We start from the raw sequence: 26629 nt of genomic DNA, 5'->3' as shown, positions 1-26629 counted from the left end.
TGGTCAAAGTATTTTGCAGCGCAGCAAGCCTTGTCAGCATCGCTATGCAGACTATCGCAATTTACAATTGACTTAAACTCAGACGGTCGTATGACTGCCTAATCGCCGTTCGGGCGACTTGCCGGGCCTTGCCGCGTCAGATGGCCAAAGCCGGTGATCAGGATGCAAGGAGAGACTTCGATGGCGATGGAAACCGGCCTCATCTTCCACCCCTATATGCGGCCCGGTCGTACGGCGCGTCAGACCTTTGAATGGGGCGTTCAGAACTCGGTGGCCTGCGACAAGGCGGGCTTCACGTCGATGATGATCTCCGAACATGCCTCGCAGATCTGGGAGAACATCCCCAATCCCGAGCTCATCATGGCGGCCGCCGCCCTGCAGACGACCCGCATCAAGTTCGCGCCGATGGCGCACATCCTGCCGCACCAGCATCCCGCCAAGCTCGCAATCATGGTGGGCTGGCTGTCGCAGATCCTGGAGGGGCGCTACTTCATGGGGATCGGTGCGGGCGCCTATCCGCAGGCGTCCTACATCCACGGCATCAAGGATGCGGAGCCGCAGATGCTGAACGACATGGTGCGCGAATCGCTCACCATCATGGAGAAGATCTGGAAGCGCGAGCCGTTCTTCTATGAGGGCAAGTACTGGGACGCCGGCTATCCCGAGGAGACCCCGGCTGTGACCGAGGAGGACGAGCAGCATATGCTTGCCGACTTCTCCCCCTGGAACGGCGCATTCCCCGAATTCGCGGTCACCGGGTTCAGCATGAACTCGCCGTCGATGAAGCTGGCGGGCGAGAAGAACTTCAAGCCCGTTTCGATCTTCTCCGGGCTGGACGCGCTGAAGCGGCATTGGGAGATCTATTCGGAGGCGAACATCAAGGCGGGCTTCACCCCGAACCGTCAGCGCCATGCCGTGTCGCAGACGGTGTTCTGCGCGGACACCGATGCCGAGGCGAAGCGCCTCGTGATGGAGGGGCCGATCGGCTACTGCTTCAACAAGTACCTGATCCCGATCTGGCACCGCTTCGGTATGATGGACGGGTTCGCCAAGGACGCAGGCATCGATCCCAAGGATGCCGATCTGGAGTTCCTGGTCGACAACGTGTTCGTCGTCGGATCGCCTGACACCGTGGTGGACAAGCTTAACACCTTGTTTGAGCAGTGCGGCGGCTGGGGTACGCTGCAGGTGGAAGCGCACGACTACTATGACGATCCGTCGCCGTGGTTCTACTCGCTGGAACTGCTGGCGAAGGAAGTTGCGCCGCGTGTGAAGCTGCCGAGCGCTGCGCCGGTGGCGGAGACCGTTGCCGCCTGATCGACCAAGGGGCGGCGGTAGGCGCCGTCGCCCTGCTTCTCAGGCCGTCTTCTACGGCGTGGCGGCGAAGCCGTGAAGGATGAGGTTCGCCGCCTGTTCGGCGATTTGTGCGGGACCGAGCTTGCCGGGCCTGTACCAGGAGGAGCAGGAATCGAGCATCGCGATCAGCAATTTCCGAACGACCGTCGCGTTCAGGGCGGGGTTGGCGTCGCCGCTGCCCTGCGCAGCGACGATGAGGTCGCGCCAGTAATTATCGAATGCCGAATAGGCCGCGAGCACTCTGAGGCGCATTTCATCGGGCAGGTCGTCGAATACGCGGGCGACGGCCGACGAGTAATCGTCCCCAGATAGAAGAAACTCGACATGCGCGACGATCGCTGCGCGAAGACGGACCAGCGGCAGGGCATCGGGCCCGAGCACTTCCACCCGCGCTACGATGTAACGGCTGTTGTGGTAGATGCCGTCCATCATCACCTGTTCGACCAGATGATCCTTCGAAGGGAAATGATGGTAGATGCTGGGTGCCAGCATGCCCGCGCGCTTTGCGATGTCGCTCAGTTTCGCCCCGGCCAGCCCCTTCTGCCGCAAGATGGCTGCGGCCGAGTCCAGAATGCGCGTTCGGCCGTTATCTGCATGTGCCATGAAGCCTCTTAACCCGAACAACGCACAGGGGAAGTACCCCGGCGAGCCGTCGCCTATCCGGCGTAAGCGACGTTGGGTACGCCGGGTGCGGGCGGATCGAGGATTTCGAACAATCCGCCGGCAAGAGGCTGGCTGGCGAAGGTCTCGGCGGTGAAGCCCTGCGAGCCGGTCGTGAGGAACAGGCGGGAATAGTCGCTGCCGCCGAAGGCCGGGCGCAGGCCTCGCCGCACCGGCAGGCGGCGTTCCTCAAGCAGCGTCCCGTCGGGCGCGAACCGGCGCAACACCCAGCTCTCGTAGAACGCCATCCAGATGCAGCCTTCGGTGTCGACCGCCATGCCGTCCGGGTAGCCGTCCTCCGGCTTGAACGTCAGGAAGTCGCGCCGGTTCGAGAGCGTCCCATCCGCCGAGACGTCGTAAACCCAGCTTACTAGCGGCATCGAGTCGTTAACATAGGCGGTGCGCCCGTCGGGGCTGAAAGCCGGGCCGTTGGCGGTGACGATGTTCTGTTCCTGACTGCTGACGTTGCCCTCAACATCGAGGCGGTACAGCTCGCCGGTGCTGCGCGCGTCGAGGTTGCCGAGTGTGCTTTCCTTGTCCTCCGCTGTCGTGCTCTCATCCCATTGACTGGAGTCGCACGACCCCGACCAGTAACGCCCCTCGCGATCGGTCACGCCATCGTTCAACCGCGCGATTTTAGGATTGGCGATAGGGTGGATCAGCGGCTTGTAGATTTGCGCCTTCGGATCGACATGGACGAAGCCGTCCGCACTCGATCCGATAAACCCGCCGCTCGCCCGTGGCGCGATCGCGCTGACCCAGATCGGCGGCACCCAGGTGCCGCGATCGCCACTGGCGAGGTTCAGCCAGTTTATGCTCGGTGCCTCGATATCGACCCAGTAGATGCAGCCGTCACGGTCATCCCAGATCGTGCTTTCGCCGATGATCGCCTTCGCATCCCAAAGGCACCGCCAACCGTCACCCTGCATCATCCCACCCGATCTTGTTCTAGAGTCTCACCACGGAGTCGCCGAACGGCTCGTCACGCTGGCGGACGGCTTCCTTGAGGCCTTCCGTCCGCACCGTTTCGTTAAAGCGGGTGCGGCTGGCCGCTAGGTGCCCGCGCGCGTCCATCTCAGCCGCCATGCGCTGCAACGTTCGGGCGCCCATCAGTTCGAGGCCGAGGTTCACGATCCGCTTGTTCGCGCTCAGCAGATCGGGGTCGATCAGGGCGAGCCGCGCCGCCAGATGGCCCACCTCGGAATCGAGCTCGTCCGCCGGCACGGCCTTCAGCGCCAGACCGAGACGCGCCGCATCGTCGCCGCGAATGGAGTCGCCGGTCAGAAGCAGGCGCTTCGCCCATTGCGGGCCGGTCAGGTACAGCCACATGTGACTGGGAAGTGATCCCTGCGAACGCGCCGGGGGAAAGCCGAACAGCGCGTCCTCGGAACAGATCACCATGTCACAGAGGAGGGCGAGATCGGTGCCGCCCGCCAGGCAGCGGCCGTGCACCTGCGCGATGACCGGCTTGTGCATGTCGAACAGCACCATGCGAAGGCGCTGCGCCTTTTCCTGATGCCAGCTGTCGTCGTCGAACTTCGCCCGGCCGCGCCGGTTGTCGACCTGTCCGGGGACCGGCTGGTCGTACTTCTGGAGGTCATAACCCGAACAGAAGTCCGGACCGGCCGCACGGAGGACGACCGCATGGACGCGGTTATCCTCGTCGGCTTCCCAGAGGAGCGTGTTCAGCCGCTCCTGCATCGGCTCGCTCAACGCGTTCCGCTTTTCCGGCCGGTTGAGCGTGATCCAGGCGATGCCGTCCCGGATCTCGGACAATACCTGCGACTCGTCTTCTGCCATTCTCATCCTCGCCCGGCCATGCGCGGCGGCATTCTTCGTGCCGCCCACGCGCGAAGCAATCGAAACCGTTCAGGCGACTGCGGCTTGCAGCTGCTGAGGGGCGAGGGCCGGGGCTGACACGTCGATGTCCTTGAGGTGGGGGAGAACGGTGCGGGCGAACGTCTCATAGTTCTGCTGCCCAACCTCGAACGGCATATCGCCGAACTGGGTGTAGATGATGAAGCTGCCGACGTCGAAACGCTCGACCATCGCCTTGAGCTTTTCGAGCACCTCCTCCGGGCGACCCCAGATCTGCAGGTCAGCGAGGAAGTTGTTGAACTTCTCGATGCCGTGCTTCTCGACGCTGTTAGCAAGGGCGCCGTAATATTCGTAGCCCTCTATGGTCTCGAATTCCTTGTTGCCGAACTGGTAGAAGGACGAGGTCGAGCGGGCGTATTCGACGAGATACTTGTCGCGCATCTCGCGCGCCCTCTCCTGATCCTCGTTCACCGCGACGAACGCGACGACGACCGGCTTCGGTGCTGGGCGACCCTGCATCGCGAAGAAGCGGTCGCGGTAGCTGGCGACATCCTCGGCAACACGATCCCACGGCTTCTGCGCGATGATCATCAGACCGACGTCTAGATTGGCCATCAGCTTGACCGACTCCGGCGACACGGCGGAGGCGAAGACGCGGCCGCGATAGCTGGAATAGGGGCGGGGGCGCAGCTCGACGCGCGGCTGCTTCAGATACTCGCCCTCATATTCCATCACGCCGGTCTCCAGCGCATCCAGCAGCGCTTCGGCATATTCGCGGAAGCGCTTGCGCGCCTCCCGCATCGGGACCTGAAAGCCGTCGAACTCTTCCTTGCCGAGGCCACGGCCGATGCCCAGGATCGCGCGGCCTTCGGAAAGCTGATCAAGCAGGAGGAAGCTCTCCGCGATGCGAACCGGGTTCTGCCAGGGGAGCACCGTCACCGTCGTGCCGAGCTTGATCCGCTTCGTCTTGGCCGCGACCCAGGAGAGGAACTGCGGGACGTTCGGCGTCATCATGTAGCCGGTGAAGTGATGTTCCGGCGTCCAGACGGAATCGAAGCCCATGTCTTCGGCCTTCGCCGCCAGGGACAGCTCGTGCCGGAAGACGTCTATGTCGCTGACTCGATCGTGCAGGTTCTGAAACGTGAGACCCAAGCCAACATCCATGATCGTCTCCCATTCGCAAGTTCGTAGCGTCGAACCTAACTACGGTTAGGCGAGACTGCAAGAGCTAAGATGGATGTCCAGGGTTCGCATGATCGCATTCTTGCGCTCGCCGCAGACGAGTCCATGCCGCTTGCCGGCCCATGTTTGTCAGTCGCTTACACTGTTGAACGTCGCTTCCGGCAACTCTGTGGCGGTCCGCCTGAACCGGTCGCCGCAGTTTCGCCTTGACGCCGAAACGTCCCGAAGTCACGTTAATCGTGATTAGGCAGAGGAATGTTGAACCGGTGACCAGTTCGATCACTGAACGTCGCGAGGCGATCGCGCGCCGTCATCCGTCGTGGCAGAAGATGTCCCTCGACCAGTATCTCGCCCGGGTTCAGGCTGACTTCGCGGACAGCCCACTCGTCATCACGGATAACGAGACGCTGGATTACGCGGTCGTTCATGCGCAGAGCGAGCGTTTCGCTGGTGCGCTCGCGGCCCTGGGTGTTCAGCCGGGTGACCGTGTGGGCGTGCTGCTCGCCAATTACCCGATCACCGTCTCCCTCATGTTCGCGGTGTGGCGGGCGGGTGCCGCGGCGGTCGCGATCAATACCCTCTACGGCCCGAAGGAGCTGGAATATGTCATTGGAGAGGCGGGCTGCGGCCTTCTGATCAGCATGGCACGCTTCGGCTCGCGCCAGTACGATCGCGAGCTGGACGAGCACATTCCCGGATGGCGGACGGGCGATTACTCGGGGCTGCCGGAACTGCGCGGCGGCCTTGTCTACGATCACGAGGATCCACAGGCTTTCCTCGACGGCCTTCCTGAAGGCGCGCCGCCCGCGTCACGCGCCGATCCGGACACGCCCGCGGTGATCATGTTCACCTCGGGGACGACCGGCGCGCCTAAAGCCGTGATGCAGACGCACGACAATCTTCTGCGCGCAGCCTATGCGGGCGCCTATCATCAGGCCTTTCATGAGGGACGCCGCGCCGTCTTTTCTCTGCCGTTGTACCACGGCTTTGGGCTGGTCGTCGGGCTGTTGTCCGGGATGGTGGTGGGCGGGTCGATCGTGCCGCTGCTGCGGTTCGACGCCCATGCCCTGCTGACCGCGACCGAGCGTCACCGCGCAACCTATCTGATGGGCGTGCCCACGATGACGATCGCGATGATGGAACGCGCCAAAGTCCAGTCCTACGACCTCACCTCGCTTTCCGCGGTGCACAGCGCCGCCGCGCCGACGCCCAGCTGGGTGTGGCGCGACATTCAGAAGACCTTCGGTTGCGAGGAGATATTCACCAGCTATGGCCAGACGGAGGCGACTGCCACGATCGTCTGCACCCAGCCAGGCGATCCGATCGATGTGGTTGCAGAAACGCAGGGGTGCATCGTGATGGCGGGCGTGGCCGGAATAGCCGAGCAGGACGGCCGCATCTGCGAATTCAAGACGATCGATCCGGAGACAGGCGAGGATCTGCCGCATGGCGCGTCCGGGGAACTGTGCACGCGCGGACCGATGAACAGTCTAGGCTACTTCAGGCGGCCGGAGCAGACCGCTAAGTTGTTCCTTCCCGGCGGCTGGCTGAAGACCGGCGACCTCGGCCGCTTCCGCCCGGACGGCAACCTCTATCTGACGGGACGTTCGAAGGAGCTTTACAAGAGCAAGGGCGAGCTGGTGTCGCCGAAGGAGCTGGAGCAGCTCGTGACCAGGCACCCGTCGGTCGCGCAGGCGTTCTTTATCGGAATGCCCGATGACCGCTGGGGCGAATGCGGTTGCGCCTGGGTGGTGCGGGCGGAGGGAGCGGACATCTCCGCGGAGCAGCTGGTCGCCTGGCTGAAGCCGCAGGTTGCGGGCTACAAATTGCCGCGCGACGTGTGGTTCATCGCGGAGGCGGAGTTGCCCAAGACGAGCACCGGCAAGGTTCAGAAGAATGTTCTGAAGGAGATCGCGCTCGCCCGGCTGGCGGAGCAGCAGAGCGCGGCGTAGGGCGCGACAGCATAAGACGAGAGATATCAAGATGACGACCCAAGGCATTTCCTCGATCGAGGAGATCATCCAGGATGCAATCAACGGCCAGCCCTATATCCTGGTCGATGCCGACGACCGCGAGAATGAAGGTGACGTCATCATCCCGGCGCAATTCGCAACGCCGCGGCAGATCAACTTCATGGCAAAGCACGCGCGCGGCCTCATCTGCCTGGCGATCACCCGGGATCGCGCCGAGACCTTGAAGCTGCCGCCGATGACGGCGAACAACCAATCCGGACACGGCACCGCTTTCACCGTCTCCATCGAGGCGCGAGAGGGGGTGACGACCGGCATCTCCGCGCAGGACCGCGCGCATACGATTGCGGTCGCGGTTGATCCATCCAAGTCGGCGGAGGACATCGTCTCGCCGGGCCATGTCTTCCCGCTCACTGCGCGCGACGGTGGCGTCCTCGTGCGGGCCGGGCATACCGAGGCAGCGGTCGACATCTCGCGCATCGCCGGCCTGACGCCCGCCGGGGTGATCTGCGAGGTGATGAACGACGATGGCAGCATGGCGCGGCTGCCCGAACTGCTCGCCTTCGCGGAGGAGCACGGGCTGAAGGTCGGCACCATCGCAGACCTGATCGCCTATCGCCGCCGCTTCGAGAAGCTGGTGGAGCGGGTGGCGAGCGCGCCGTTCAACAGCTTCTACGGCGGCGATCTGACGATCCACGTCTACCGCAGCCTCGTCGACGGCGGTGAGCATGTCGCGCTGGTCAAGGGCGAGGTCAGGCCTGGGCGCGAGACGCTGGTCCGCGTCCATCAGGTCGACATGACCGCCGACATGCTCGGCTGGTCGGCGGCGCACCGCGAGTATGTCCCTCAGGCACTGCAGGCGATCGCCGGACACGACGGTCAGGCAGTCGCCGTCTTCGTGCGCGACCCCAACCCTGACTCCATCTCCAAGCGGATCGCGGGAGGGCGAAAGACGTACCATCAGGCTAACGCGACGATCGATTACGGCATCGGCGCGCAGATCCTGCTCGATCTTGGCGTTCGTGAGATGCGCCTGCTGACATCCAGCAACGCCAAGCTTGCCGCGCTGGAGGGATTTGGTCTGACCGTGCTCGGCCGCGTGCCGCTCCGCAGCGGCGACTAGGGTCCGGACTCACAACCACCAGATGACGGTGGCGGCGAGGGCGATGGCGCCCATGAAGTTCTTGATGTTGCGATCGAAGCGGGTGGCGAGCCGCCTCCAGTCCTTGAGGCGGCAGAACATGCGCTCGATGACGTTGCGCTGTTTGTAGATGGTGCGGTCGTAGTCGTACTGGACCTTGCGGTTGCAGCGCGGCGGGATGACGGCCTGGGTGCCGCGCTGGTCGAGCCACTCGCGCAACTCCTGACTGTCATAGCCCTTGTCGGCGACGAGTTCGACGGATGGGGGCAGCGCCGCGATGCAGGTCTTGGCGACCTTGCAGTCGTGGACGTTGCCGGGCGTCAGCAGGAGGACGTGAGGGCGGCCCTTGGCGTCGCAGACGGCATGGACCTTGGTGTTCCGGCCGCCTTTGGTGCGGCCGATACCATGGGCCAAGGCCCCCCTTTTCCACCGCCTGCGCAGCGGTGGACCTTGATGCAGCTGCTATCGATGAACAGCCGGTCCGGCGCGTCGTCGGCGCCTGCCAGCGCGCTGAAAATCCCCTCCCAGATGCCGCGCTCGGACCAGCGCACGAAGCGATTGTAGAGCGTCTTCTTTGGCCCGTACACGTCCGAGCAGTCCACCCAGCGACCGCCGCAGCGGAGCGCATGCACGATCCCGCTCAGCACCCGGCGATCATCCACACGTGCCTTGCCGCGAACGTCCGTCGGCAGCAGTGGTGCGATCCGCTCCCACTGCGCATCGGAAAACCAGAAGAAATCAGCCATTCCACCGCCTCCACACCAACGCAGTGAATCACGATCCAAGCGGTAGCAAAAGCCATTATTGGGTCCGGACCCTAATCAAGGTGTCTGGCACGCCGCTCTACAGGAGCGGCGCGACCTTGCCGTATGCGCCCTTGTGGAAGAGGAGCGGCGTGCCGGGATGGTGGATGTCCAGCGAATGGACCTCGCCGATCACGATGTAGTGATCGCCCGCCTCATGCTTGGCGTAGAAGGAGCAATCGATCCACGCCAGCGCGCCGTCGATGATCGGCGCGCCGCGCTCAGAATGATGATGCGGCACGCCCTCGAACTTGTTCGGATCCTTGGATGCGAGCGTGCGGCAGAGCGGCTCCTGGCTGTCCGCTAGCACATTCACGCAGAACCCGTCGCAAGCCTCGATCTTCGGCCAGCTCGATGACCCCTTGTCTGGGAAGAAGGCGACCAGCGGCGGATCGAGCGACACCGACGTGAAGGAGCCGACGATCATCGCCGCCGGCGTTCCGTCCGCCTGCATGCCGGTGATCGCGCAGACGCCGGTCGGATAGTGACCGAGGATCTGCCGGAAGCTGGCCACGTCCTTGACGAGGGTCATGAGTGCGCCGGAACCTCCCAAACGAGCGGCACATTCTCGACCGCAGCCACGATGCCCGCGTGATAAATCGGCGCGGCCCCTTCTTCCAACGCGAAAGTCGGAATTCGCGCGAGCCATTCCTGCAGCGTGACCATCACCTCCAGCCGGGCCAGGTGCATGCCAGCGCAGCGATGCGGCCCCTGGGCAAAGGTCGAGTGCGCGACGTTCTTGCGCGACAGATCGACCTTCATGGGATCGTCGTGCTGCGTGTCGTCCAACCCGTGCAACGCAGTCGGCAGGAGGATGAGGTCGCCGGCCTTCAACTGCGTGCCATAATACTCCATGTCCTCGACGACATAGCGGGCGTCCGAGACCACCGCGAACCGGCGGAACATCTCCTCGACCCCGCGCTGCAGCTTCATCGGATCGGCCCGCATTTCCTCCACCGTCTCGGGATGGCGCGCGAGGTAGATCATCATGAAGCTGAGGAAGTTGACGACGGTGTCGAGGCCGCCGAGCAGCAGCAGCGAAACCAGCCCGAGTGCCTTCTCTTCCGAGATCGGCGCCCCGTTGATCTCGCTGTTCACCATTTTGGTGATGAGATCGGTGCCGGTGCCGCCACGCCGTTCCGCGATGATCGGGGCGACGTAGGCGAAGAACCCCTTGTTCGCCGCGTCAAGCGTGCGGCCCTGCTCCTCGGGCGTGTCGCCGGTCGGGTGGGTCATGTCTTTGGCGAGGATGTTCAGCTTCGGTGCGTCCTCCAGCGGCAGGCCGGCCAAAGTCAGGAACACCTTGACCGGGAAGATGCCTGCGAAATCCCGCGCGAAGTCGCAGCGTCCCTCGGCGGCGAAGCCTTCGATCAGTTCGATGGCGACCGCGCGAATGTCGCTTTCGACCTTCCTCATCTCGGCGAGGTTCAGGCCCTTGTCGAGCGCCTTTCTGTACGGCGTATGTTCGGGCGGGTCCATCTTGGTGGGGACCATCGCATAAGCCTCGCCCGCTTCGCGCGGGACCCAGATGACCCGGCTGGAGAAGCGATCCGGGCTGCGGTAGATTTCATCGATCAGAACGCCGCGCGTCGCAATCCAGTGGCCGCCGGTGAAAGGCGTCCAGATCAGCGGCGGGGTATCCGCGCCCTGCACCTTCTTCCAAGCCTCGTGGACGCCTTCTTCGATGCCGTCGAGCGCATAGGCGTCGACCTCGCGAATGAGTTCCGGAGGGACGTAGTTGGGAACAGGCGCGCGGTGCTTGACGGCGGGTGGGGGAAGCGTGTCAGCGTCCATGACTGCGTTCCTTAGCTGATGGTGGGGTCGATAACGGCCTTGGTGGCAACCCCGGTCTTTGTGACCTGAAGCGCCTCAGCCGCCTGGTTGATCGAGAAGCGGTGGCTGACGAGTTCGGCGAGCGGCACGCGATCCTGCACGCGCGCGGCGAACTGCATCGCCTGGTAGTAGTTCTTCGGCGCAGGGAAGGACGCGCCGCCAATCGTCAGATTCTTCAGCGTCAGGTCTCGCGGCGAGATCGGTTGCGTGCCGATCGCGCCCCAGAGGCCGAGAATGATGTAACGCGAATGGATGCCGCTGATATCGACGCCCTCGGGAAAGGCGGGAAGGGCGCCCGCCGCCTCGATCACGATATCCGGCCCCTGCTTTCCGACCCGATCGTAGATCGCCCGCATACGCTCCTCGGCCGGGAGGCTCAGCGAGACGGTCGCGGTCGCACCCATCTTAACCGCCGCGTCGAGCCGCGCCGGGGCGCCATCGATCACGATGATCTCACGCGCGCCCGCCTCCGCCGCCACCAGCACGGCCGACAGCCCGACTGGTCCAGCACCCTGGACTACCACAGAGTCACCGAAGCCGACGGGGCCGCAGCGGTCGAAGCCGCGTAGAACCGTCGGTAACGCACAGCCGAGCGCGGCGATCGCATCGGGCCGCGCACCGTCCGGCAGGCGGTAAAATGGCATGTTGTTGGGCAGCCAGGCGTAATCGGCGTAGCTACCCCAGTTCGGTTTAGCCGCGTCCTCGAAGAACTGGCTGTTCTCGCAGGGCGTTTCTTCGAGGATCGTGCAGGAATAGCAGCGATGGCAGAGCGCGATGGGCGACCAGACGACGAGATCGCCCGCCTTTACCGGCGTGCCCGCATAATCGGTGAACACACCGGCGCCCAGCTTCTCGATCTGCCCCACGCCCTCATGACCGAGGATGATGGGGAAGGGCATCTCACCCGCCTCACCGGTCAGGATATGCACGTCGCTGCCGCAAACGCCGCCCAGGATGGTGCGGACCAGAGCGCCGCCCGGCTCCGGATCGTGGATCTTGACGTCCCAGGTTTCGAGACGGTTCTTTTCGACCAGAACCGCAGCCTTGGCGTGCATTTCAATCCCTCTCGCACCTGCTCGCACACGAGCCTATCAGAAATATTGGTTTAGTCCGGATCGGTTGATCCGACCGTCTCACGCTAGGCTAATGGTAGTTAGACCGGGAGCGCAAGCCCGAATTCACATCAGCCTTTTTCGGGAGCTCGCCGCCGATGATCGATTGAAGCTAAGATCAGGAGATATGGCATATTTCCTTAGCGTGTGAGTGTAAGCGCGGTCGGGAGGTCTTCGCGGAGACCTTGACAGGGTTGGCGCACGAACGTCAGATAACGGTGATTAGGTAAAGTCGGTTACCGGAGAGAGATATGCGGCTGAACGGCAAGGTGGCCATCATCACGGGGGCGGGGCGCGGAATGGGTGCGTCGCATGCGCGCATCTTCGCGAGGGAGGGCGCCAAGGTCGTGCTTACCGATCTCAACGCCGAAAGCGGGTCTGCGCTGGCCAAGGAGATCGGCACCGCCGCGACCTTCCTCAGCCATGATGTGACCAACGTCTCCTCCTGGAAGAAGATTGTTGCCGCTACGCTCGATCTTCACGGCACCGTCGACGTCCTCGTCAACAATGCCGGCATCCTCGGACCTGTCGCGGCCACAGTAGAGTTGGAGGACGAGGGGTACGACCTTGTGTGCGCCGTGAATCAACATTCGGTGTTCTATGGCATGCGCGCCGTACTTCCCGCGATGATCGAGGCGGGCAAGGGGTCCATCGTCAACATCTCCTCGATTGCAGGCATGGCGGCGAATTACGGCTTTCCAAGTCTCGCCTATGTCGCGAGCAAGTTCGCCGTCCGTGGCATGACCAAGGCGGCGGCGATGGAGTACGGCAAGCACAACATCCGGGTGAATTCGGTCCATCCGGGCTTCATTCAGACGCCGATGATGGTCGAGGCGACGGACGAGGGTGGCGGGGACGCGCTGGCGCAGATTCCCCTGGGCCGCATCGCCGATCCGGTCGAGGTTTCGAACCTGGTCCTGTTCCTGGCGTCAGACGAATCGTCTTACATCACTGGAGCCGAGCACCTCGTGGATGCGGGTATGCTGGCGCATTGAGATCGATATAGTCTGGCGGGATCGGGTGATTTTGCCTGCGGCATCCCCCTGCCTTCCTAATGACCGTTCGGTGGGAGCAAGGCGTGCGCGCCTAGTCGGCTCCCTCTATAGTTCGGTCACGCGCCCGGAAGTAGGCGTCCCTTGGTAGTTCGAGGGGGATGCGCGCTTTTAGAACGCCGACAAATCGACAGGCGGAAAATCGCTCAAAGGCATCATTTCTCTTGCGGCATTGCCTAACAGCAATTAGGCTCATCAACCAAGACGCCCGATCAAGGGTGCGGAACCGCCGCGAACGCTCCGATTGGCGCCGCGGTCCAACGGAGGGATGTGCGTGAGGGTTGCCGAACAGGAACATGTTGCGCGCCGCGCGGCCAACATCACCCTTTCAGCCCGACGACATACCTAACTCCCTGGCCGAACCCCGCTTGGCAGGGCGGATCGGCGCAGGATCAAAGACGAACACAGGCGAGGAGACGGAAACGATGAAGACTATCCAATCGGCTTCGCAATCGGCGACGGGCACCGCATCGCACCGGAAGTCGGCACATATGGCCGCTCTGCGACTTTCCTCCGCCGGCATGGCGATGATCCTGTCGGGCGCTTTTGGAACGGCCGCATTCGCTCAAGCGCCGACCCCACAGGAGGCTCCCCAGCAGGCGGGACAGGTGCCTCAGGCGGCGGTAGTGGAGCCGGGCGATATCGTCGTCACCGCGCAGCGCCGCGAAGAGTCGCTGTCGCGCGTTCCACTGTCCGTCGCCGCCCTGTCGTCCGACACGCTGCAGACCCGCGTGGTGACGCAGGAGCAGGACCTTGCCGCGCTTGTCCCTGGTCTCGTCGTCAAGAACGGCCAGAACCAGAACCAGCTCAGCTTCACGCTGCGCGGCCAGACCCTCGACCCCTTTTCCGGGGCGAGCCCAGCCGTGCTCACGTATCTGAACGAAGTGCCGTTTACCGGCGGCAATTCCGCGACGTCCTTCTACGATTTCTCCTCCGTCCAGGTGCTGAAGGGTCCACAGGGCACGCTGTTCGGCCGTAACGCCACAGGCGGCGCGGTGCTCTACGCCTCGACCAAGCCGGGCGAGGATTTCGGCGGCTTCGCCACCGTTCGCGCCGGTGAGCGCGACCTGATCCAGGTTCAGGGCGCGATTGATATTCCCGTCGTCCCCGAAAAAGTCCTCATCCGCATCGCCGGTGATTACCAGAAGCAGGACGGCTATGTCCGCAACATGCTGACGGGCAACACCCTCGGCGACATCGACAACAAGTCAGGCCGTGTCACCCTAGTCCTGAAGCCGACCGAGGGTATCGAGAATACGACCGTGTTCTCATACAGCGACTTCGGCGGTACGGAGTCGAACGGCCAGCTTTATTCCTATTATCCGTTCGGGTCGACGAACACGTCGGCGCAGACCGGTATCACCTACAATCTGACCACCACGCTCGACACGCTCTATTCACTGGGCCTGTTCCCCGGCGTCGGCAACGGGCCTCCCGGTCCGGGCACCTTCCCCGGCGGTGTGGCGGGCTACCTCGCCTGGCAAAAGAAGAACCCGTATAAGACGTATCTCGCGTACGATCTGCCGCATAAGGCGCACAGCTACTTTCTCTCCAACACCACGTCGATCGACCTGAGCGACGATCTCACGTTCAAGAACATCTTCGGCTATCAGAAGACGTTCGCGCGCACGCCCGGCATCCTGAGCGGGTCGCCCTTCGCCTCGCTGGACCTGTACAACCTGACCGGCGACTTCGCGGGCCCGCCGGGTGGCGAGGTGTTCCGCAACAAGAGCATTTCCGAGGAAGCGCAGATCCAGGGAACGACCGCCGACGGGAAGCTCGAATTCATCATCGGCGGCTTCTACAATTACGCGACCAAAGAAGAGGCGATCCCGGTGATCGTCGGCGGCGACCTGCCGACGCCGGCCGGTCAGGTTCTCTACCACACGAAGAACAAGACGGAATCGCGAGCGGTCTATGGTCAGGCGACCTACGACCTGTCCGATGCGATCGCCGAGGGGCTGAAGATCACGGGCGGCGCGCGCTACACCTGGGAAACAGTCAGCCTGCGTCCGTATGACGACCACGCCTTCGTGGCTGGCTTTCCGCGGCAGAAGAAGACCCTGAATGCTCCGAGCTGGAACGCCAGCATCCAGTACCAGTTCAACCCGCGTAACCAGGTCTACTTCACGCAGCGCGGAAGTTTCCGCGCCGGCAACTTCAATGGTGCGGTCGTCCCGTACAACAACGCCAACTTCTTCGGTAACGAGTACACCCACGACTTTGAGATTGGTTATAAGTTCAACGGCCGTGTGGGCGGACGTCGTGCGCACTTCAACGTCGCCGCCTATCAGCAGATCGTGAAGAAGGCGCAGCACTCCCTCTACGCGGTCGTGGCGGGAGCGCCGTCGGCGTTCACGGTCAACGTGCCGAAGGCGAAGATCAAGGGTGTCGAGGTCGATGCAGATATCGAGGCGACCGAATGGCTGAAGCTCGGCGTTTCCGGCGCCTACACCGACGCCAAGTACACGGATAATCTGGTAGATTTGTCGGTCCAGACGGGTAATCCCGGCTTCGTGGTTCCCTTCGACTCCTATCCAGACGCGCCGAAGTGGACGGGGTCGTTCTACTTCGACTTGAAGCTGCCGGTGCCGTCCGACGTGGGCGACGTCCACTTCCGCATGGACAGCTTCTCGCAGACCTACACCTACTTCTCGAACAACAACTTCTCGATCACGCCGGGCACCCGCATCAAGGGGTACACGACCGTGGCGGCTCGCCTGAGCTGGAACGAGATCATGGGCAGCCCCATCTCGGCTGGCCTCTACGCCAAGAACCTGTTCAAGGAGAAGTATTACCAGGCCGGGTATGTGGAAGGTGCAGCAGGCGGCTTCAACACCGCAATCCCGGGTGCGCCGCAGACGCTTGGTGCGGAGGTGTCCGTCAAGTTCTGACGTGACTGCCCCAGCCTGCACTGCGCCGGCTGGGGATCTTAGATGGCGCCGTTTGTTGTGCCCTGATGATGCACTGTGCCGATCATAGTTCTGCGGACCGGTGTCTTGTGCCTCAGGCCGTCGGTCGCTTTATTGCGCCGTTCGGCCTCCATCAAGGACTTAGAAAATGAAGATTGAAGGTGTTCCGGCAATCGTCACCGGAGGCGCGTCCGGACTGGGTGCAGGAACGGCGCGGCGGCTGGCGGCGGCGGGTGCGCGCGTGACGATCTTCGATCTCAATGCGACGCTGGGTGCCGAGGTCGCGCAGGAGATCGGCGGCCGCTTCATCTCGCTCGACGTCACCGACGAGGCGGCGGTCGAAGCTGCGGTCGAAGAGGCTGAAGGCGTCCACGGCAAGGCACGCATCCTCGTCAATTGCGCCGGAATCGGACCGCCTGCCAAGGTCATCGACCGTGAGGGCAGGGCGATCCTGCTTACCGGTTTCTCGAAGATCGTGACGATCAACCTGATCGGCAGCTTTAACGTCCTATCGAAGTTCGCGGCGCGGATACACGACGCGGACACCGTCGGTGAGGAGCGCGGCGTCATCATCAACACGGCGTCCGTGGCGGCGTTCGATGGCCAGATCGGGCAGGCGGCTTACGCCGCGTCAAAGGGCGGCATCGTCGGCATGACATTACCGGTAGCGCGCGAATTCGCGCGTTACGGAATTCGGGTCATGACGATCGCTCCGGGGATCTTCCTGACGCCGCTGCTCGCCCCCCTCCCCCAGGATGCGCAGGACTCGCTAGGAAAGCAGGTGCCGTTTCCCAGCCGCCTAGGCCAGCCTGACGAGGACGCTCAGCTGGTGCAGAGTATCATCGAAAACCCTATGCTGAACGGAGAGACGATCCGTCTCGATAGAGCCATCCGTATGGCGCCGAAGTAAATCACAAGCTTGGATCTGGCAACTGATTCAGACGATGGGTCGGCACTGTTGCCGGATAGGTCTCTCGGCCAACACTGAGCGCAGGACCTACATTTTCAAACCAAGTTTGCATGAATAAGGTTCATGCCTAGGAGCGTCGCTGTGCGTGAATATCCTAGGGACCTAGCGGCTAATACCTTCTGCTATTTCTGGAAGAGAGCAAAGAAGAAAACGAGCGGCGAAAGCAACTGATCCTCGACATCAGTTTGAATATGACCACTGAAATGTATGCTTTACATCAAGCACTTGGTGAAGGCAGTCGCCCGTGGGTGAGCAAATCAAAGTGGCTGCAGGTCCCCGCAACCAACATCAAACATCCCATACCGTTCGGGGATCTCTCGAAGCGGTTTTTTTGTTGTTTCGTGATCGCTGGCACTCAGTTGCGGTTGAGGCCCGTTTCGCGGCTCTGCAGCTTCGCCCTCCAGAGCTGCTCGGTGCGGATGATCTCCTCGACCGTGGCGCTCGATCCGCTTACCTGGTAGTCGCTCGGGGGGCTTCGCTGCTGCAATGTTCTTGGTCGGCTGCCCTTCGAAGCGCGGACATCCCGGGCGACCAAGATTTGGTCACGATCCTTGTGCTACGGGACCGAGCATGACCTATTTTACGCTTGCTATCGCCATTGTCGCTGAAGTCCTCGGTACCACCGCCATGAAGCAGTCCAACGGGTTCACGCACCCTCCATGGGCAGCCACCACGATTGCGGGATACGGTGTTGCCTTCTATTTCCTGTCGACAACATTGCGGACCATGCCACCGGCATAGCCTATGCGATTTGGTCCGGCGTCGGCATCGTCCTTATCTCTGCCATAGCATGGGCCTTTCAAGGGCAAAAGCTCGACGCTGCAGCTGACCTGCTGCCCGTTTTTTGGACCGCTTTGAGCTGGAAAATTCCAGTTATGAAGGAGGGCCAGGGAAGCGGAGTGAGCGATGAAGAGATCGAAGTTCTCAGAGGCGCAGATTGCCTTCGTGCTGAAGCAGGCGGAGGATGGCACGAGCGTGGGCGAGGTGTGCCGGAAGACGGGGATCAGCGAGGCAACGTTCTATGCGTGGCGCAAGAAGTATGCGGGTCTGATGCCCTCGGAGATGCGACGGCTGCGCCAACTCGAGGAGGAGAACGTCAAGCTGAAGCGACTGGTCGCTGATCTGAGCCTCGACAAGGCGATGTTGCAGGATGTCGTGTCGCGAAAGCTCTAAGGCCTGACCGGCGCCGGCAGCTCGTCGACGATGTCCGCAGCACATGGCAGGTCAGCATCAGGCGGGCCTGCAGGGTGCTCCGGGCGGAGCGGTCGAGCTACCACTATCGTGAGTGCCGCGCCGATCAGGCCGACCTGAAGAGGCGGATGAAGGAGATCGCCGAGACGCGGGTGCGTTACGGCTATCGCCGCATCCACGTGCTGCTCCGGCGGGAAGGCTGGGACGTGAACGCGAAGCGGATCTATCGGCTTTACAAGGAGATGGGGCTGCAGCTGCGACACAAGCCGCCGAAGCGCCGGGTGAAGGCGAAGCTGAGGGAAGCCCGCTGCGCGGCGTCTTGTTCTAATGAGGTATGGGCGATGGACTTCGTCCATGACCAACTCGCGACGGGGCCGAAGCTGCGTATCCTGACGGCGGTCGACACGTTCAGCCGGTTCTCGCCGGCCGTGGTGCCGCGGTTCAGCTTTCGAGCTCCCGACGTTGTGGCGGTGCTCGAACGGGTCTGCAGCGAGGTGGGCTATCCGGCCTCGATCCGGGTCGACCAGGGCAGCGAGTTCATCTCGCGCGACCTGGACCTGTGGGCGTACACCCGCGGCGTCACGCTCGACTTCAGCCGGCCTGGAAAGCCAACGGACAACGCGTTCATCGAGTCCTTCAACGGGAAGTTCCGGGCGAAATGCCTGAACCAGCACTGGTTCATGAGCCTCGACGACTGTCCGAAAATGCGAGGCTTGGCGCAGAGACTACAACGAGGTGCGACCGCATAGCGCCATCGGTAACAAGCCGCCGATATCGCTGGTGAACCGGTCAGCGGCACATGGCCCGCCGCTGATGGCAGATGCTGGATGACGGCCAGCAGAGTGGTCCAAGAACGGGTAGCAGCTCAACAACCGCCGGTCTCTGGTTCCGGTTGGGTGAGGGCCGGGGTCACGTCAGCTCAGACTAGCCGCCGCTGGCATTCTTTCACACTCCAGCTGCCGCAACTTGACAAGGCTTGGACGGCCGACTGACTCGGCCGCCGGACAGCGGCTCGATCAGAGCGCCTGGTGCCCTCCGGCCACGCAGACATTCTCACCAGTCACCATGGAGGCCGCCCCGGAGCAGAGCCAGATGACGGCGTCGGCGATCTCGTCCGGCGAGATGATCCGTCCGATCGGCTGCGACATGGCGGCAAGCGCATTTTGCTGCTCAGGGTCCAGGAACTTCTCCACCGCCTGCGTCTTCACCAGCCCGGGTGAGACCGCGTTGACGCGGATGCCGTGCTTGGCATAGGCGACTGCGACATAGCGCGTCATGTGGATGACTGCGGCCTTGGCAGCCGAATAGGCGACGTTCGCCACCTCCGAATAGCGGACACCGGACATCGATGCGGTGTTTACGATCGCGCCAGTGCCTTTCGCCACCATCAGGGGCAGCTCCGACTTCATGCAGAGCCACGGCGCCTTCATACAGAGGTCGACGGTCTTGTCCCAGTCCTCCTCGGTGATGTCCTCGACGCCAGTGCCCCAGCTGAAGCCGACATTGTTGTGGGCGATGTCCAGCCGGCCGGTGAGGCCTGCGGCGAAGGCGACGAGCTCGCGCACCTCACTTCCCTGCGTCGCATCCGCGCGGCGAAAGTGCGCGCTGCCCCCGGCGGCGCGGATCTCGGCCGCGACCGCTTCACCAGCCTCAACGGCGATGTCGCTCACCACTACCTGCGCGCCGCCGGCTGCCAGGCCGAGCGCGGTCGCGCGGCCGATGCCGGCAGCCCCGCCGGTTACGAGCGCGACCTTCCCGTTGAATTCCTCTTTGCTCACGACCATCTCGCTCACTCTCCCTTGAAACCGGGCGGCCGCTTTTCCGCAAAAGCCCGTACCACTTCCTTATGATCGGCTGTCGAGTTGGCGACATTTTGCGTCGGGTTCTCGATCGCAAGCGCCATGTCTAGGCTCAGGACCCTTTACGACGGCGTGAGCATGTGATTCCAATCGGGTCGGAGGTGAGCCATGTCCGACCTGATGCTGTTGTCGCGCGCACAGATGGCGCGCATCGAGCCGTTCTTCCCGCGCTCGCGCGGGCTGCGGCGGGTTGATGATCGACGGGTGGTGAGCGGGATCGTCTACGTCATCCGCCACGGCCTCCAGTGGAAGGATGCGCCGGCTGGCTACGGACCGCACAAGACGCTGTATAATCGCTTCGTGCGGTGGAGCCGGCTCGGCGTGTTCGAGCGCATATTCGCAGGGCTCGCGGCCGAGGGTGCCCCGCCCGAACGGCTAATGATCGACGCCACCCACCTGAAGGCGCACCGCACGGCGGCGAGCCTTGCCAAAAAGGGGCTGCTCCCCGCTGCATCGGCCGGACCAGAGGCGGGCTGAACTCGAAGCTCCACGCCGTTTGCGACGGACAGGGGCGCCCCGTCGCGATGCTGCTGACCGAAGGGCAGATGAGCGACCACAAAGGTGCTGCCCTGCTGTTGCCGGTCTTGCCGCCTGCCCGCGAACTGCTCGGCGACCGCGGCTACGACAGCAACCGCTTCCGCGCCGCACTCGCTCAACGCGGGATCGCGCCCTGCATCCCGTCCACCCGCTCGCGCAAGGTGCCGATCCCGCACGACACCACCCTCTACCGCCAGCGTCATCGCGTCGAAAACATGTTCGCCCGCCTCAAAGACTGGCGACGCATCCACACACGCTATGACCGATGCGCGCACACCTTCTTCTCGGCCATCTGCATCGCCGCCGCCATCATCTTCTGGCTACCACAATGAGTCCTGACCCTAGCTGAGTGCGTCGAGGCTCCGCCACATCAATAGCTTCGTCTCAGCGACAGGAAACGGACTGTCGGCGCAGATTGTCGTCGCCTGTGCGAGCGCCGCCTCCTCAAGCTGATCCGCTTCGACCATCCGCAGCGCCAAGCAATTCATCACTGCCTCTTCCCGCTCGTTCGGACGGCCGGTCAGCAAATCTGCAAACGCTCGACCCGCCCCGATCCAGCACGGAAGATGATAGCTGATTCTGCTCTCGCCCGCGCTGAGCCCGATGCGCACAGAAGCGACGAGGAAGCGAGAAGTGGGCGATGCGATGCGCATGTCGGCAGCAACCGCGATCGCCATCCCCGCACCAGCCGCGATACCGTTGACGGCGGCGATCACCGGCTGGCGCATGCTCCGCATCCGCTGGCTCATGCCAGCAAAGCGGCGCTGTTTCGAGCATCTCCTCCAGCATCGCGGGGCCGAGCGCGAGCTTGCCGATCGCCGCGCCGAAATGGTTGTCATTGAGGCCGGCACGCATCTGCGCCGCGCTATCCTCGCCCATGATCTCGCCAAACAGCTTGAAGCGCGCTCGGTCAGGTCCTCGCTCAACGGTACCTCATTAGATCGCCCCTCAGGCAGATGGGTAGAGGCCCCCGTCCATGAAGAGCGTCTGTCCGGTCATGTAGCTCAACGCATCGGAGCAGAGGGCGACCGCCGCCTCGGCGATATCGGCGCGCGGATCGCCCATTCGGCCAAGCGGGAATTTGCGCAGATAGGCTGCCTTGCAGGGTGGATTTTGGTCGAAGAAGAGGCGAGTGGCCTCGGTCGCCGCAGCAGGTGCGATTGAATTGACGGTGATCTCATCACCGCCCCACTCGCGCGCTAGCGACTTGATGAGCCCGCGAAACGAGGATTTCTGCGCTGCGTAAATCGTGTTCATCGCCGCTCCGTGATAGCCAAACGCTGACGTCATAACGACGAACCGTCCGCGACCCGAGGCGCGCAGATACGGGTGGCAGCTCTTGGCCATGGCAAAAGCGCCCTGAAGAGTGACCGCCGCTTGAGCGTCCCAGCTCTCCGGGGTTATCTCCATTGCGGCGGTCGGAAGCGCCGAGGCTGCGTTGTTCGCATTATGGATGACGATGTCGATGCCGCCGAAGCGATCTGCGATCGTGGGCACGGCGGACGCGATCACGCGGTCGTCGGTCACGTCGAGGGCGATTGGCAACGCTTCGCCACCGGCCGCAGTGACCATCGCAACCGTTTCCTCGCCCGTTTCGATCCGTCGCACCCCCACGCCGACACGCGCGCCTGCAGCGGCGAGCGAAAGTGCCAAGTCGCGTCCGATGCCGCTGCCTGCGCCGGTAACGATCGCGCTGCGTCCTGAAAGAAGGCTCGTCATGCCAGCATCCACTCCCCGCCATCCACCATCAGGATCTGGCCCGTCAGCGCCGACGATCCGGGGCTGCCCAGCAACAGCGCGGCGCGCGCCACATCATCCATGGAGGGTCGGCGCCGCAGCGAAGGTATGTATTCGCCGAGTTCCACCTGCTCCGGCAGCTCGGCGTCTGCTATTTCGGGGAACAATAAGGGGGTCCATACCGACAACCAGTTGAGGCGCACACGGCCCCCCCACTGCCGCGCGGTCGACTTCATCGCACCGAGCTGGCCAGCGGCCGCAGTGGCGAGCGGGACATGACCGGCGCAGCCGACCTGACCGATGGTTGGACCGACCGCGATGATCGACGCGTCGGCCTCGCCAAGGATCGCCTTGAGCGCCTGGAGCGTCTGAATGAACGCGAGCTGCGGCAGATCTGCCGCATGCCGCCAGGCCGTCAACTCCCACTCCAGCAACGGGCGCGACACGCGCTCAGCGCCGGCGACCCCGATTATGAGAAAGTCGGGCGTTGGGCTGTCGGCGAGCACGTCGCGGAGCTCTGCCTCAGTCGGAGGTATCTCGAGCGAAAGCGATCGCAGGTCGCGCACGCTGTGGCGGAGCGCGCCGGCAATCTCCTCCATCGCCGGTACGTTCACCCCGACCACGAGCGCCCTCAGGTCTTGGGGGAGACTTGTCATGACAGGCTCGATAACAGGCTCGAAGGGGCAGGCAATTGGCACCGCCTTCCCATCACAGCCGCGATGTCGGGAGGAACGCTCATTCGGCGACGACCTCCACTGCCGCCTCGGCGGACGTGATCGACGATGGGGTCAATCGTCGTCCGACGAGGATGAGCGCCATGGCAGTAGCTTGCGGCGTGGCGCTCGACTAAGAGCGCGAGTCATGAACGAGGTTGCAGAAGTGGTGGTGGCGTGAACTTTGGTGTTGCGGCCGCCCCTGCTGCTGCCGATCGCCTGCGCGTGAGCCCCCCTTTACTGCCCGCTGCCGAGCGGTGTGCCTTCACATGCGTGCCGTCGATAAGCACTTCGGACGGTGGCCCGCCTGCCGCCGCCAGGGCCTCGAAGACATCGCGTCACACGCCCTTGGCCGCCCAGCGCACGCACCGGTTATAGAGCGTCTTGGGCGGCCGGTAACCTCGTGGCACATGTTCGAGCAGTCCGGGAAATTGTTAGTCCATAACTCACGCGCCAGAAGCTGATCGAGGAACGCCGCCTCGTTGAAGGCGAGCCCGAGCAATAGAACTCCGCCTGGTCGGGATGGCCGAGCGCCTGCATTGCGTCGCCGACCCGGGCCAAGGCCGCATCCCATCTGACCACTTGAAGCGTTCATTCGCCGGCTCCTAGGGCTAGGACTCACAACCACCACATGATGGCGGCGGCGACGTGGATTGCGCCGAGAAAGTTGTCGGCGATCCGGTCGTAGCGTGTTGCGAGCCGCCGACGGTCCGTGGACGATGCAGCGTTCGGGCAGGTTGCCCAGCAGATGTTCTGCCGCGCGGCAGTCGGCAGCCTGACCAGGCGTCAGGTGGAAGGCAAGCGGCCGGCCGTATTGGTTGGTGATGGCGTGAACCTTGGTGTTGCGGCCGCCCCTGCTGCTGCCGATCGCCTGCGCGTGAGCCCCCTTTACCGCCCGCTGCCGAGCGGTGTGCCTTCACATGCGTGCTGTCGATAAGCACTTCGGACGGTGGCCCGTTTGCCGCCGCCAGGGCCTCGAAGACATCGCGCCACACGCCCTTGGCCGCCCAGCGCACGCACCGGTTATAGAGCGTCTTGGGCGGCCCGTAGAAGGCCGACGCGTCCTTCCATCGACAGCCGGATTGGAGCACGTGCACGATGCCGCTGATCACCTGGGGGTCGTCGACCCGCGGGACACCCGGCGGCTTGTTCGGCAACAGCGGCTTCAGCCGGACCCACTGCTCGTCGCTCAACCAGAACTCGCCCGCCATCCAATCCTCCGCATCAACGCGGAGGCTGAATCACACCCGGGCCGCTGTGTGAATCCGGTTTATGGGTCCCAGCCTTAGCGCATCGGCTCGGTCAGGTGGCCGGCGTTCTCCAGTGATGGTCGGACCAGGTCCAGAGCTCAGACACCGTGTGCTGGGCAAAGAAGGCGGCATCAGCTCGTTTGCCCGTAGATTCACAAGTAACCGTCTTGGCCCCGTCTTCTCAGACTCCGATCGAGGACGTGTGCTTAGGGAGTTCCACCCAGGAACTTACCCCAGCCAAATGACCTCTATGTGGGTCAGCGTTTCCGCAAATTGACGTGAACGGGTTTCACGAGGCATCGCGCATTAGGATTCAGTTAACGGCCGCGTTGACGAGCTTCGCCAGCGTTTTTGTCAGACCGATGTCGATGCAGGCGAAAATCGTGATCTAGTGCTGGAGCTGGCACCAGTCGAGTGGGATGGACTTTCCCGAGCGGTCGCTTCGCCGTGATGAACAAGCGGCGGGTTGTGGGCATCCGGAGGTGGCGCGTGAATGGCGGGTCTTGGGTCTTGTCACGCGCGGAAATCTAGCCCTGGTGATCCGCTACAAAGCTCGGCTTCGCTGTGCGAACATCGGTCTGGTACCTGCGGGTGCTTGCCATGACGGTCGGCTTCGCCTGCGTCGCGCTTTTTCCCTCCCAATAGTAGCTTCCCGATTAGCGTCCGCCCGATGGACTGCGTCTCTGGTCAATCACGCGGGTTGACCTGATCGATTGTTATCGTGTGAGTAGCGCGGGGGACGACAGCAGGGGGAATCATGCGGCTTATCACCGTTCTAGTCGCTTCGGCGCTCGCGCTGACGGCGTGTAACTCGGTCACGAAGGAAGCTTTACCCACCTCGGCCGACGACCCCAAGCTGGCGGAGATCGGGAAGCGCCTTGATGACGAGCAGAAGAAGCTGCTGCTCGGTTATCTGATGCGGCGTGAGATGGCCAAAGCCTTCGGCGGGCAGGAGCTCGCCGACGGGGCCGGCACCGTCGGCGACGCAATCGAGGCGCAGCGAAAGTGGGCGGCTAATCTGACAGAAAGTCAGCAGAAGGCGGAGGCTTTGAAGGCAGAGGTCGAACAGAAGCGCAAAGCGTTGGCAGAGCAGATCGGCAAGACCGTCACCGTCGCGTTCATCAACGCGGAGTTCCATCCGAGTTCCTTCGAAACGGAGCGTTACGAAGATTACGAGTCGCTCTCGTTCGCCGTCCAAAACCTCGGAGCCAAATCAATCAAGGCCTTAAAAGGGGAAGCCGTGTTCATCGACACCTTCGGCGACGTGTTCGTCCGGGTCCCGATGCAATTTGAGGAGAGCATCGATCCGGGCGAGAAGAAGATCGTTGAGCTCGGCATGGAGATCAACAAGTTCATGGATAACGATAAGAAGGTTATGCAAATCGACGGGTCAAAAAAGTTCCGATTTGAGCCGGAGCAGATCGTGTTCGCGGACGGCTCGACGATCAAGGCGCCGCAACAGGCGGACTGACGAGATTGACTGCGGGATGATACGCCGGAGTGCGTACACCCATTTGAACGCCAGCCTCCGCTATACCGCTGACCAAATTTGGGAACTCGCTGCCCATGTCCGGTACCTGGCCAATGCGAGCTACTAAATCGGTGCCGAGAACAACGGCGAACTCACACCCTCCAAGGTTTGAGCCGAGGAACTATGGCGTGCGCGGTCGTTAGCGTTTCTAGATTGGCGGACCTAACGGCAGTCTGCGAGCTTGTTTTGGAGTGTCGTGCCCGATGAACGGGCGTCCGCTTCGCGACCTCCCGGCTACTCTCCAGACGTCTGAAAGTGGGTCTGGGTCGACGCCGAGAGTAGGTCCGGCTAGCCTCAGCCTCATGCTCGCAACCGTCTGCCGCTCCGCTGACCTCACCCTCAACGATGATGGAGCGCGGCTGTTCGCGCAAGCTTTGGACGAAGCTGCGTGCGGTCGCCTCGAGATTGCCTTGGCCGAGCTGCCGAGTAGCAGGCCTGGCGTGCGGATAGCGGAGGGGCGACAGCTGCAGCCCTTCCTTGACATCGCCGGACCCATCGGCGCGGTCGCGGCATCCGTGCTCGGAGAACAGGCTCGCGCCGTACGTGCGATCCTATTTGACAAGACCGCGGAGCGAAACTGGGCGCTCGGCTGGCACCAGGATCGCACGATCGTGGTCGAGGAGCGTATCGACATGGACGGGTACGGGCCGTGGACGATCAAGTCCGGACTGATCCAGGTGGAGCCGCCCTTCGACCTCCTCGAGCGTATGGTGACGCTGCGCGTGCACTTGGATGCGGTTGACGAACGCAACGCGCCCCTCCGCATCGTACCCGGCTCGCACAGGCTCGGCCGCCTGCCCGAAACCGAGATCGAGCACTTGGTGGCGATGTCCGGCGAGCGGCTCTGTCTCGCCGAGCGCGGTGACGTCTGGTTGTACGCCACCTCCATCGTTCACGCCTCACTCGCTGCCGATCCGCCGCGACGACGACGCGTCCTCCAGGTCGACTTTTCGGCCGACGCGACGCCAGGTCCACTCACCTGGCGCGGCGTGTAGGGATCAG

The 26629-nt window shown here is 63.2% G+C and carries 22 protein-coding genes and 5 pseudogenes; 11 read left to right on the top strand and 16 right to left on the bottom strand.

Translation table 11 applies throughout. The features are described 5' to 3' along the window. Positions 1–180 precede the first annotated feature (180 nt). On the top strand, positions 181–1317 hold the full coding sequence (locus ACM608_RS13795) for an LLM class flavin-dependent oxidoreductase (RefSeq protein ID WP_419683935.1): 1137 nt from the start codon (positions 181–183) through the stop codon (positions 1315–1317). Positions 1318–1368: 51 nt separating this feature from the next. Here the strand turns inward: ACM608_RS13795 and ACM608_RS13790 are convergent, their stop codons facing one another. The 4 genes from ACM608_RS13790 to ACM608_RS13775 all read right to left on the bottom strand — a co-directional run bounded on the left by ACM608_RS13790 (position 1369) and on the right by ACM608_RS13775 (position 4998). Beyond that, positions 1369–1959 carry a TetR/AcrR family transcriptional regulator gene (locus tag ACM608_RS13790; RefSeq protein WP_419683933.1) on the bottom strand — a complete coding sequence of 197 codons (591 nt, stop codon included), beginning with the start codon at positions 1957–1959 and terminating at the stop codon, positions 1369–1371. A gap of 53 nt (positions 1960–2012) precedes the next feature. Continuing rightward, the gene (locus ACM608_RS13785; RefSeq protein ID WP_419683932.1) at positions 2013–2945 is read right to left on the bottom strand and encodes an SMP-30/gluconolactonase/LRE family protein; all 933 of its coding nucleotides are present in this window, start codon (positions 2943–2945) and stop codon (positions 2013–2015) included. A 19-nt stretch (positions 2946–2964) separates the two neighbouring features. Next, positions 2965–3816 carry a crotonase/enoyl-CoA hydratase family protein gene (locus ACM608_RS13780; RefSeq protein ID WP_419683930.1) on the bottom strand — a complete coding sequence of 284 codons (852 nt, stop codon included), beginning with the start codon at positions 3814–3816 and terminating at the stop codon, positions 2965–2967. Positions 3817–3885: 69 nt separating this feature from the next. Continuing rightward, complete coding sequence (locus tag ACM608_RS13775) at positions 3886–4998, bottom strand: LLM class flavin-dependent oxidoreductase (protein ID WP_419683928.1); 1113 nt, start codon at positions 4996–4998, stop codon at positions 3886–3888. Positions 4999–5282: 284 nt separating this feature from the next. On the opposite strand from ACM608_RS13775, the gene ACM608_RS13770 reads away from it, so the two are divergent. Continuing rightward, positions 5283–6968, top strand: a complete 1686-nt coding sequence (locus ACM608_RS13770; protein ID WP_419683926.1) for a class I adenylate-forming enzyme family protein — start codon at positions 5283–5285, stop codon at positions 6966–6968. A gap of 31 nt (positions 6969–6999) precedes the next feature. After that, positions 7000–8109 carry a 3,4-dihydroxy-2-butanone-4-phosphate synthase gene (ribB, locus tag ACM608_RS13765; protein WP_419683924.1) on the top strand — a complete coding sequence of 370 codons (1110 nt, stop codon included), beginning with the start codon at positions 7000–7002 and terminating at the stop codon, positions 8107–8109. A 9-nt stretch (positions 8110–8118) separates the two neighbouring features. Here ribB and ACM608_RS13760 read toward each other — a convergent pair. From ACM608_RS13760 to ACM608_RS13745, 4 genes are all read right to left on the bottom strand, one after another. Continuing rightward, a protein-coding gene (locus tag ACM608_RS13760; RefSeq protein WP_419681115.1) for an IS5 family transposase occupies positions 8119–8873 on the bottom strand; the annotation gives its coding sequence in 2 pieces (ribosomal slippage) (positions 8119–8529 and positions 8532–8873; 753 coding nt in all). 97 nt (positions 8874–8970) lie between these two features. Further along, positions 8971–9462, bottom strand: coding sequence for a flavin reductase family protein (locus tag ACM608_RS13755; protein ID WP_419683922.1), 492 nt, complete (start codon positions 9460–9462; stop codon positions 8971–8973). Then, a complete protein-coding gene (locus ACM608_RS13750; RefSeq protein ID WP_419683921.1) occupies positions 9459–10724 on the bottom strand; it encodes a cytochrome P450 in 1266 nt (421 codons plus the stop codon). Before ACM608_RS13750 ends, ACM608_RS13755 begins: the two co-directional genes overlap by 4 nt. Positions 10725–10735: 11 nt before the next feature. Next, entirely contained in the window at positions 10736–11818 is a 1083-nt protein-coding gene (locus tag ACM608_RS13745; protein WP_419683919.1) for a zinc-binding dehydrogenase, read from the bottom strand. A 308-nt stretch (positions 11819–12126) separates the two neighbouring features. On the opposite strand from ACM608_RS13745, the gene ACM608_RS13740 reads away from it, so the two are divergent. From ACM608_RS13740 to ACM608_RS13730, 3 genes are all read left to right on the top strand, one after another. Beyond that, positions 12127–12870, top strand: coding sequence for a glucose 1-dehydrogenase (locus ACM608_RS13740; RefSeq protein ID WP_419683917.1), 744 nt, complete (start codon positions 12127–12129; stop codon positions 12868–12870). Positions 12871–13352: 482 nt separating this feature from the next. Then, a complete protein-coding gene (locus ACM608_RS13735) occupies positions 13353–15821 on the top strand; it encodes a TonB-dependent receptor (RefSeq protein ID WP_419683915.1) in 2469 nt (822 codons plus the stop codon). 166 nt (positions 15822–15987) lie between these two features. Continuing rightward, the gene (locus ACM608_RS13730; RefSeq protein ID WP_419683913.1) at positions 15988–16749 is read left to right on the top strand and encodes an SDR family NAD(P)-dependent oxidoreductase; all 762 of its coding nucleotides are present in this window, start codon (positions 15988–15990) and stop codon (positions 16747–16749) included. Between the two features lie 415 nt (positions 16750–17164). Here ACM608_RS13730 and ACM608_RS13725 read toward each other — a convergent pair whose 3' ends face one another. Further along, positions 17165–17296: a hypothetical protein gene (locus ACM608_RS13725; protein WP_419683911.1), complete on the bottom strand. Its 132-nt coding sequence runs from the start codon at positions 17294–17296 to the stop codon at positions 17165–17167. Here ACM608_RS13725 and ACM608_RS13720 point away from each other — a divergent pair. Then, positions 17296–17573: pseudogene (locus ACM608_RS13720) on the top strand (DMT family transporter); the annotation flags it as partial. The gene ACM608_RS13725 and the pseudogene ACM608_RS13720 sit on opposite strands and share 1 nt — an antisense overlap. 142 nt (positions 17574–17715) lie before the next feature. Continuing rightward, a pseudogene (locus tag ACM608_RS13715) lies at positions 17716–18831 on the top strand (IS3 family transposase). A 185-nt stretch (positions 18832–19016) separates the two neighbouring features. Here the strand turns inward: ACM608_RS13715 and ACM608_RS13710 are convergent. Then, a complete protein-coding gene (locus tag ACM608_RS13710; RefSeq protein WP_419683909.1) occupies positions 19017–19784 on the bottom strand; it encodes an SDR family NAD(P)-dependent oxidoreductase in 768 nt (255 codons plus the stop codon). Between the two features lie 183 nt (positions 19785–19967). Here ACM608_RS13710 and ACM608_RS13705 point away from each other — a divergent pair. Then, a protein-coding gene (locus ACM608_RS13705) for an IS5 family transposase (protein ID WP_419682130.1) occupies positions 19968–20728 on the top strand; the annotation gives its coding sequence in 2 pieces (ribosomal slippage) (positions 19968–20301 and positions 20301–20728; 762 coding nt in all). A 9-nt stretch (positions 20729–20737) separates the two neighbouring features. Here the strand turns inward: ACM608_RS13705 and ACM608_RS13700 are convergent. From ACM608_RS13700 to ACM608_RS13675, 6 genes and pseudogenes are all read right to left on the bottom strand, one after another. Next, positions 20738–21112 carry an enoyl-CoA hydratase-related protein gene (locus ACM608_RS13700; RefSeq protein WP_419683907.1) on the bottom strand — a complete coding sequence of 125 codons (375 nt, stop codon included), beginning with the start codon at positions 21110–21112 and terminating at the stop codon, positions 20738–20740. Between the two features lie 232 nt (positions 21113–21344). Next, positions 21345–22115, bottom strand: a complete 771-nt coding sequence (locus tag ACM608_RS13695; protein ID WP_419683905.1) for an SDR family NAD(P)-dependent oxidoreductase — start codon at positions 22113–22115, stop codon at positions 21345–21347. Next, positions 22112–22732: an SDR family oxidoreductase gene (locus ACM608_RS13690; protein ID WP_419683903.1), complete on the bottom strand. Its 621-nt coding sequence runs from the start codon at positions 22730–22732 to the stop codon at positions 22112–22114. Before ACM608_RS13690 ends, ACM608_RS13695 begins: the two co-directional genes overlap by 4 nt. A 282-nt stretch (positions 22733–23014) precedes the next feature. After that, a pseudogene (locus tag ACM608_RS13685) lies at positions 23015–23244 on the bottom strand (IS5/IS1182 family transposase); the annotation flags it as partial. Next, positions 23241–23425: pseudogene (locus tag ACM608_RS13680) on the bottom strand (hypothetical protein); the annotation flags it as partial. The pseudogenes ACM608_RS13685 and ACM608_RS13680, both read right to left, overlap by 4 nt. Positions 23426–23464: 39 nt before the next feature. Then, a pseudogene (locus ACM608_RS13675) lies at positions 23465–24057 on the bottom strand (IS5 family transposase). A gap of 796 nt (positions 24058–24853) precedes the next feature. Here ACM608_RS13675 and ACM608_RS13670 point away from each other — a divergent pair. Both ACM608_RS13670 and ACM608_RS13665 read left to right on the top strand, forming a co-directional pair. Further along, entirely contained in the window at positions 24854–25567 is a 714-nt protein-coding gene (locus tag ACM608_RS13670) for a hypothetical protein (RefSeq protein WP_419683901.1), read from the top strand. A 362-nt stretch (positions 25568–25929) separates the two neighbouring features. After that, complete coding sequence (locus ACM608_RS13665; protein WP_419683899.1) at positions 25930–26622, top strand: phytanoyl-CoA dioxygenase family protein; 693 nt, start codon at positions 25930–25932, stop codon at positions 26620–26622. The last annotated feature ends 7 nt before the right edge of the window (positions 26623–26629 follow it).

Source organism: Sphingomonas sp. ID0503 (assembly GCF_048565625.1).
Classification (GTDB): Bacteria; Pseudomonadota; Alphaproteobacteria; order Sphingomonadales; family Sphingomonadaceae; genus JBLZUR01.
This window is presented reverse-complemented; position numbering and strand designations above follow the sequence as displayed.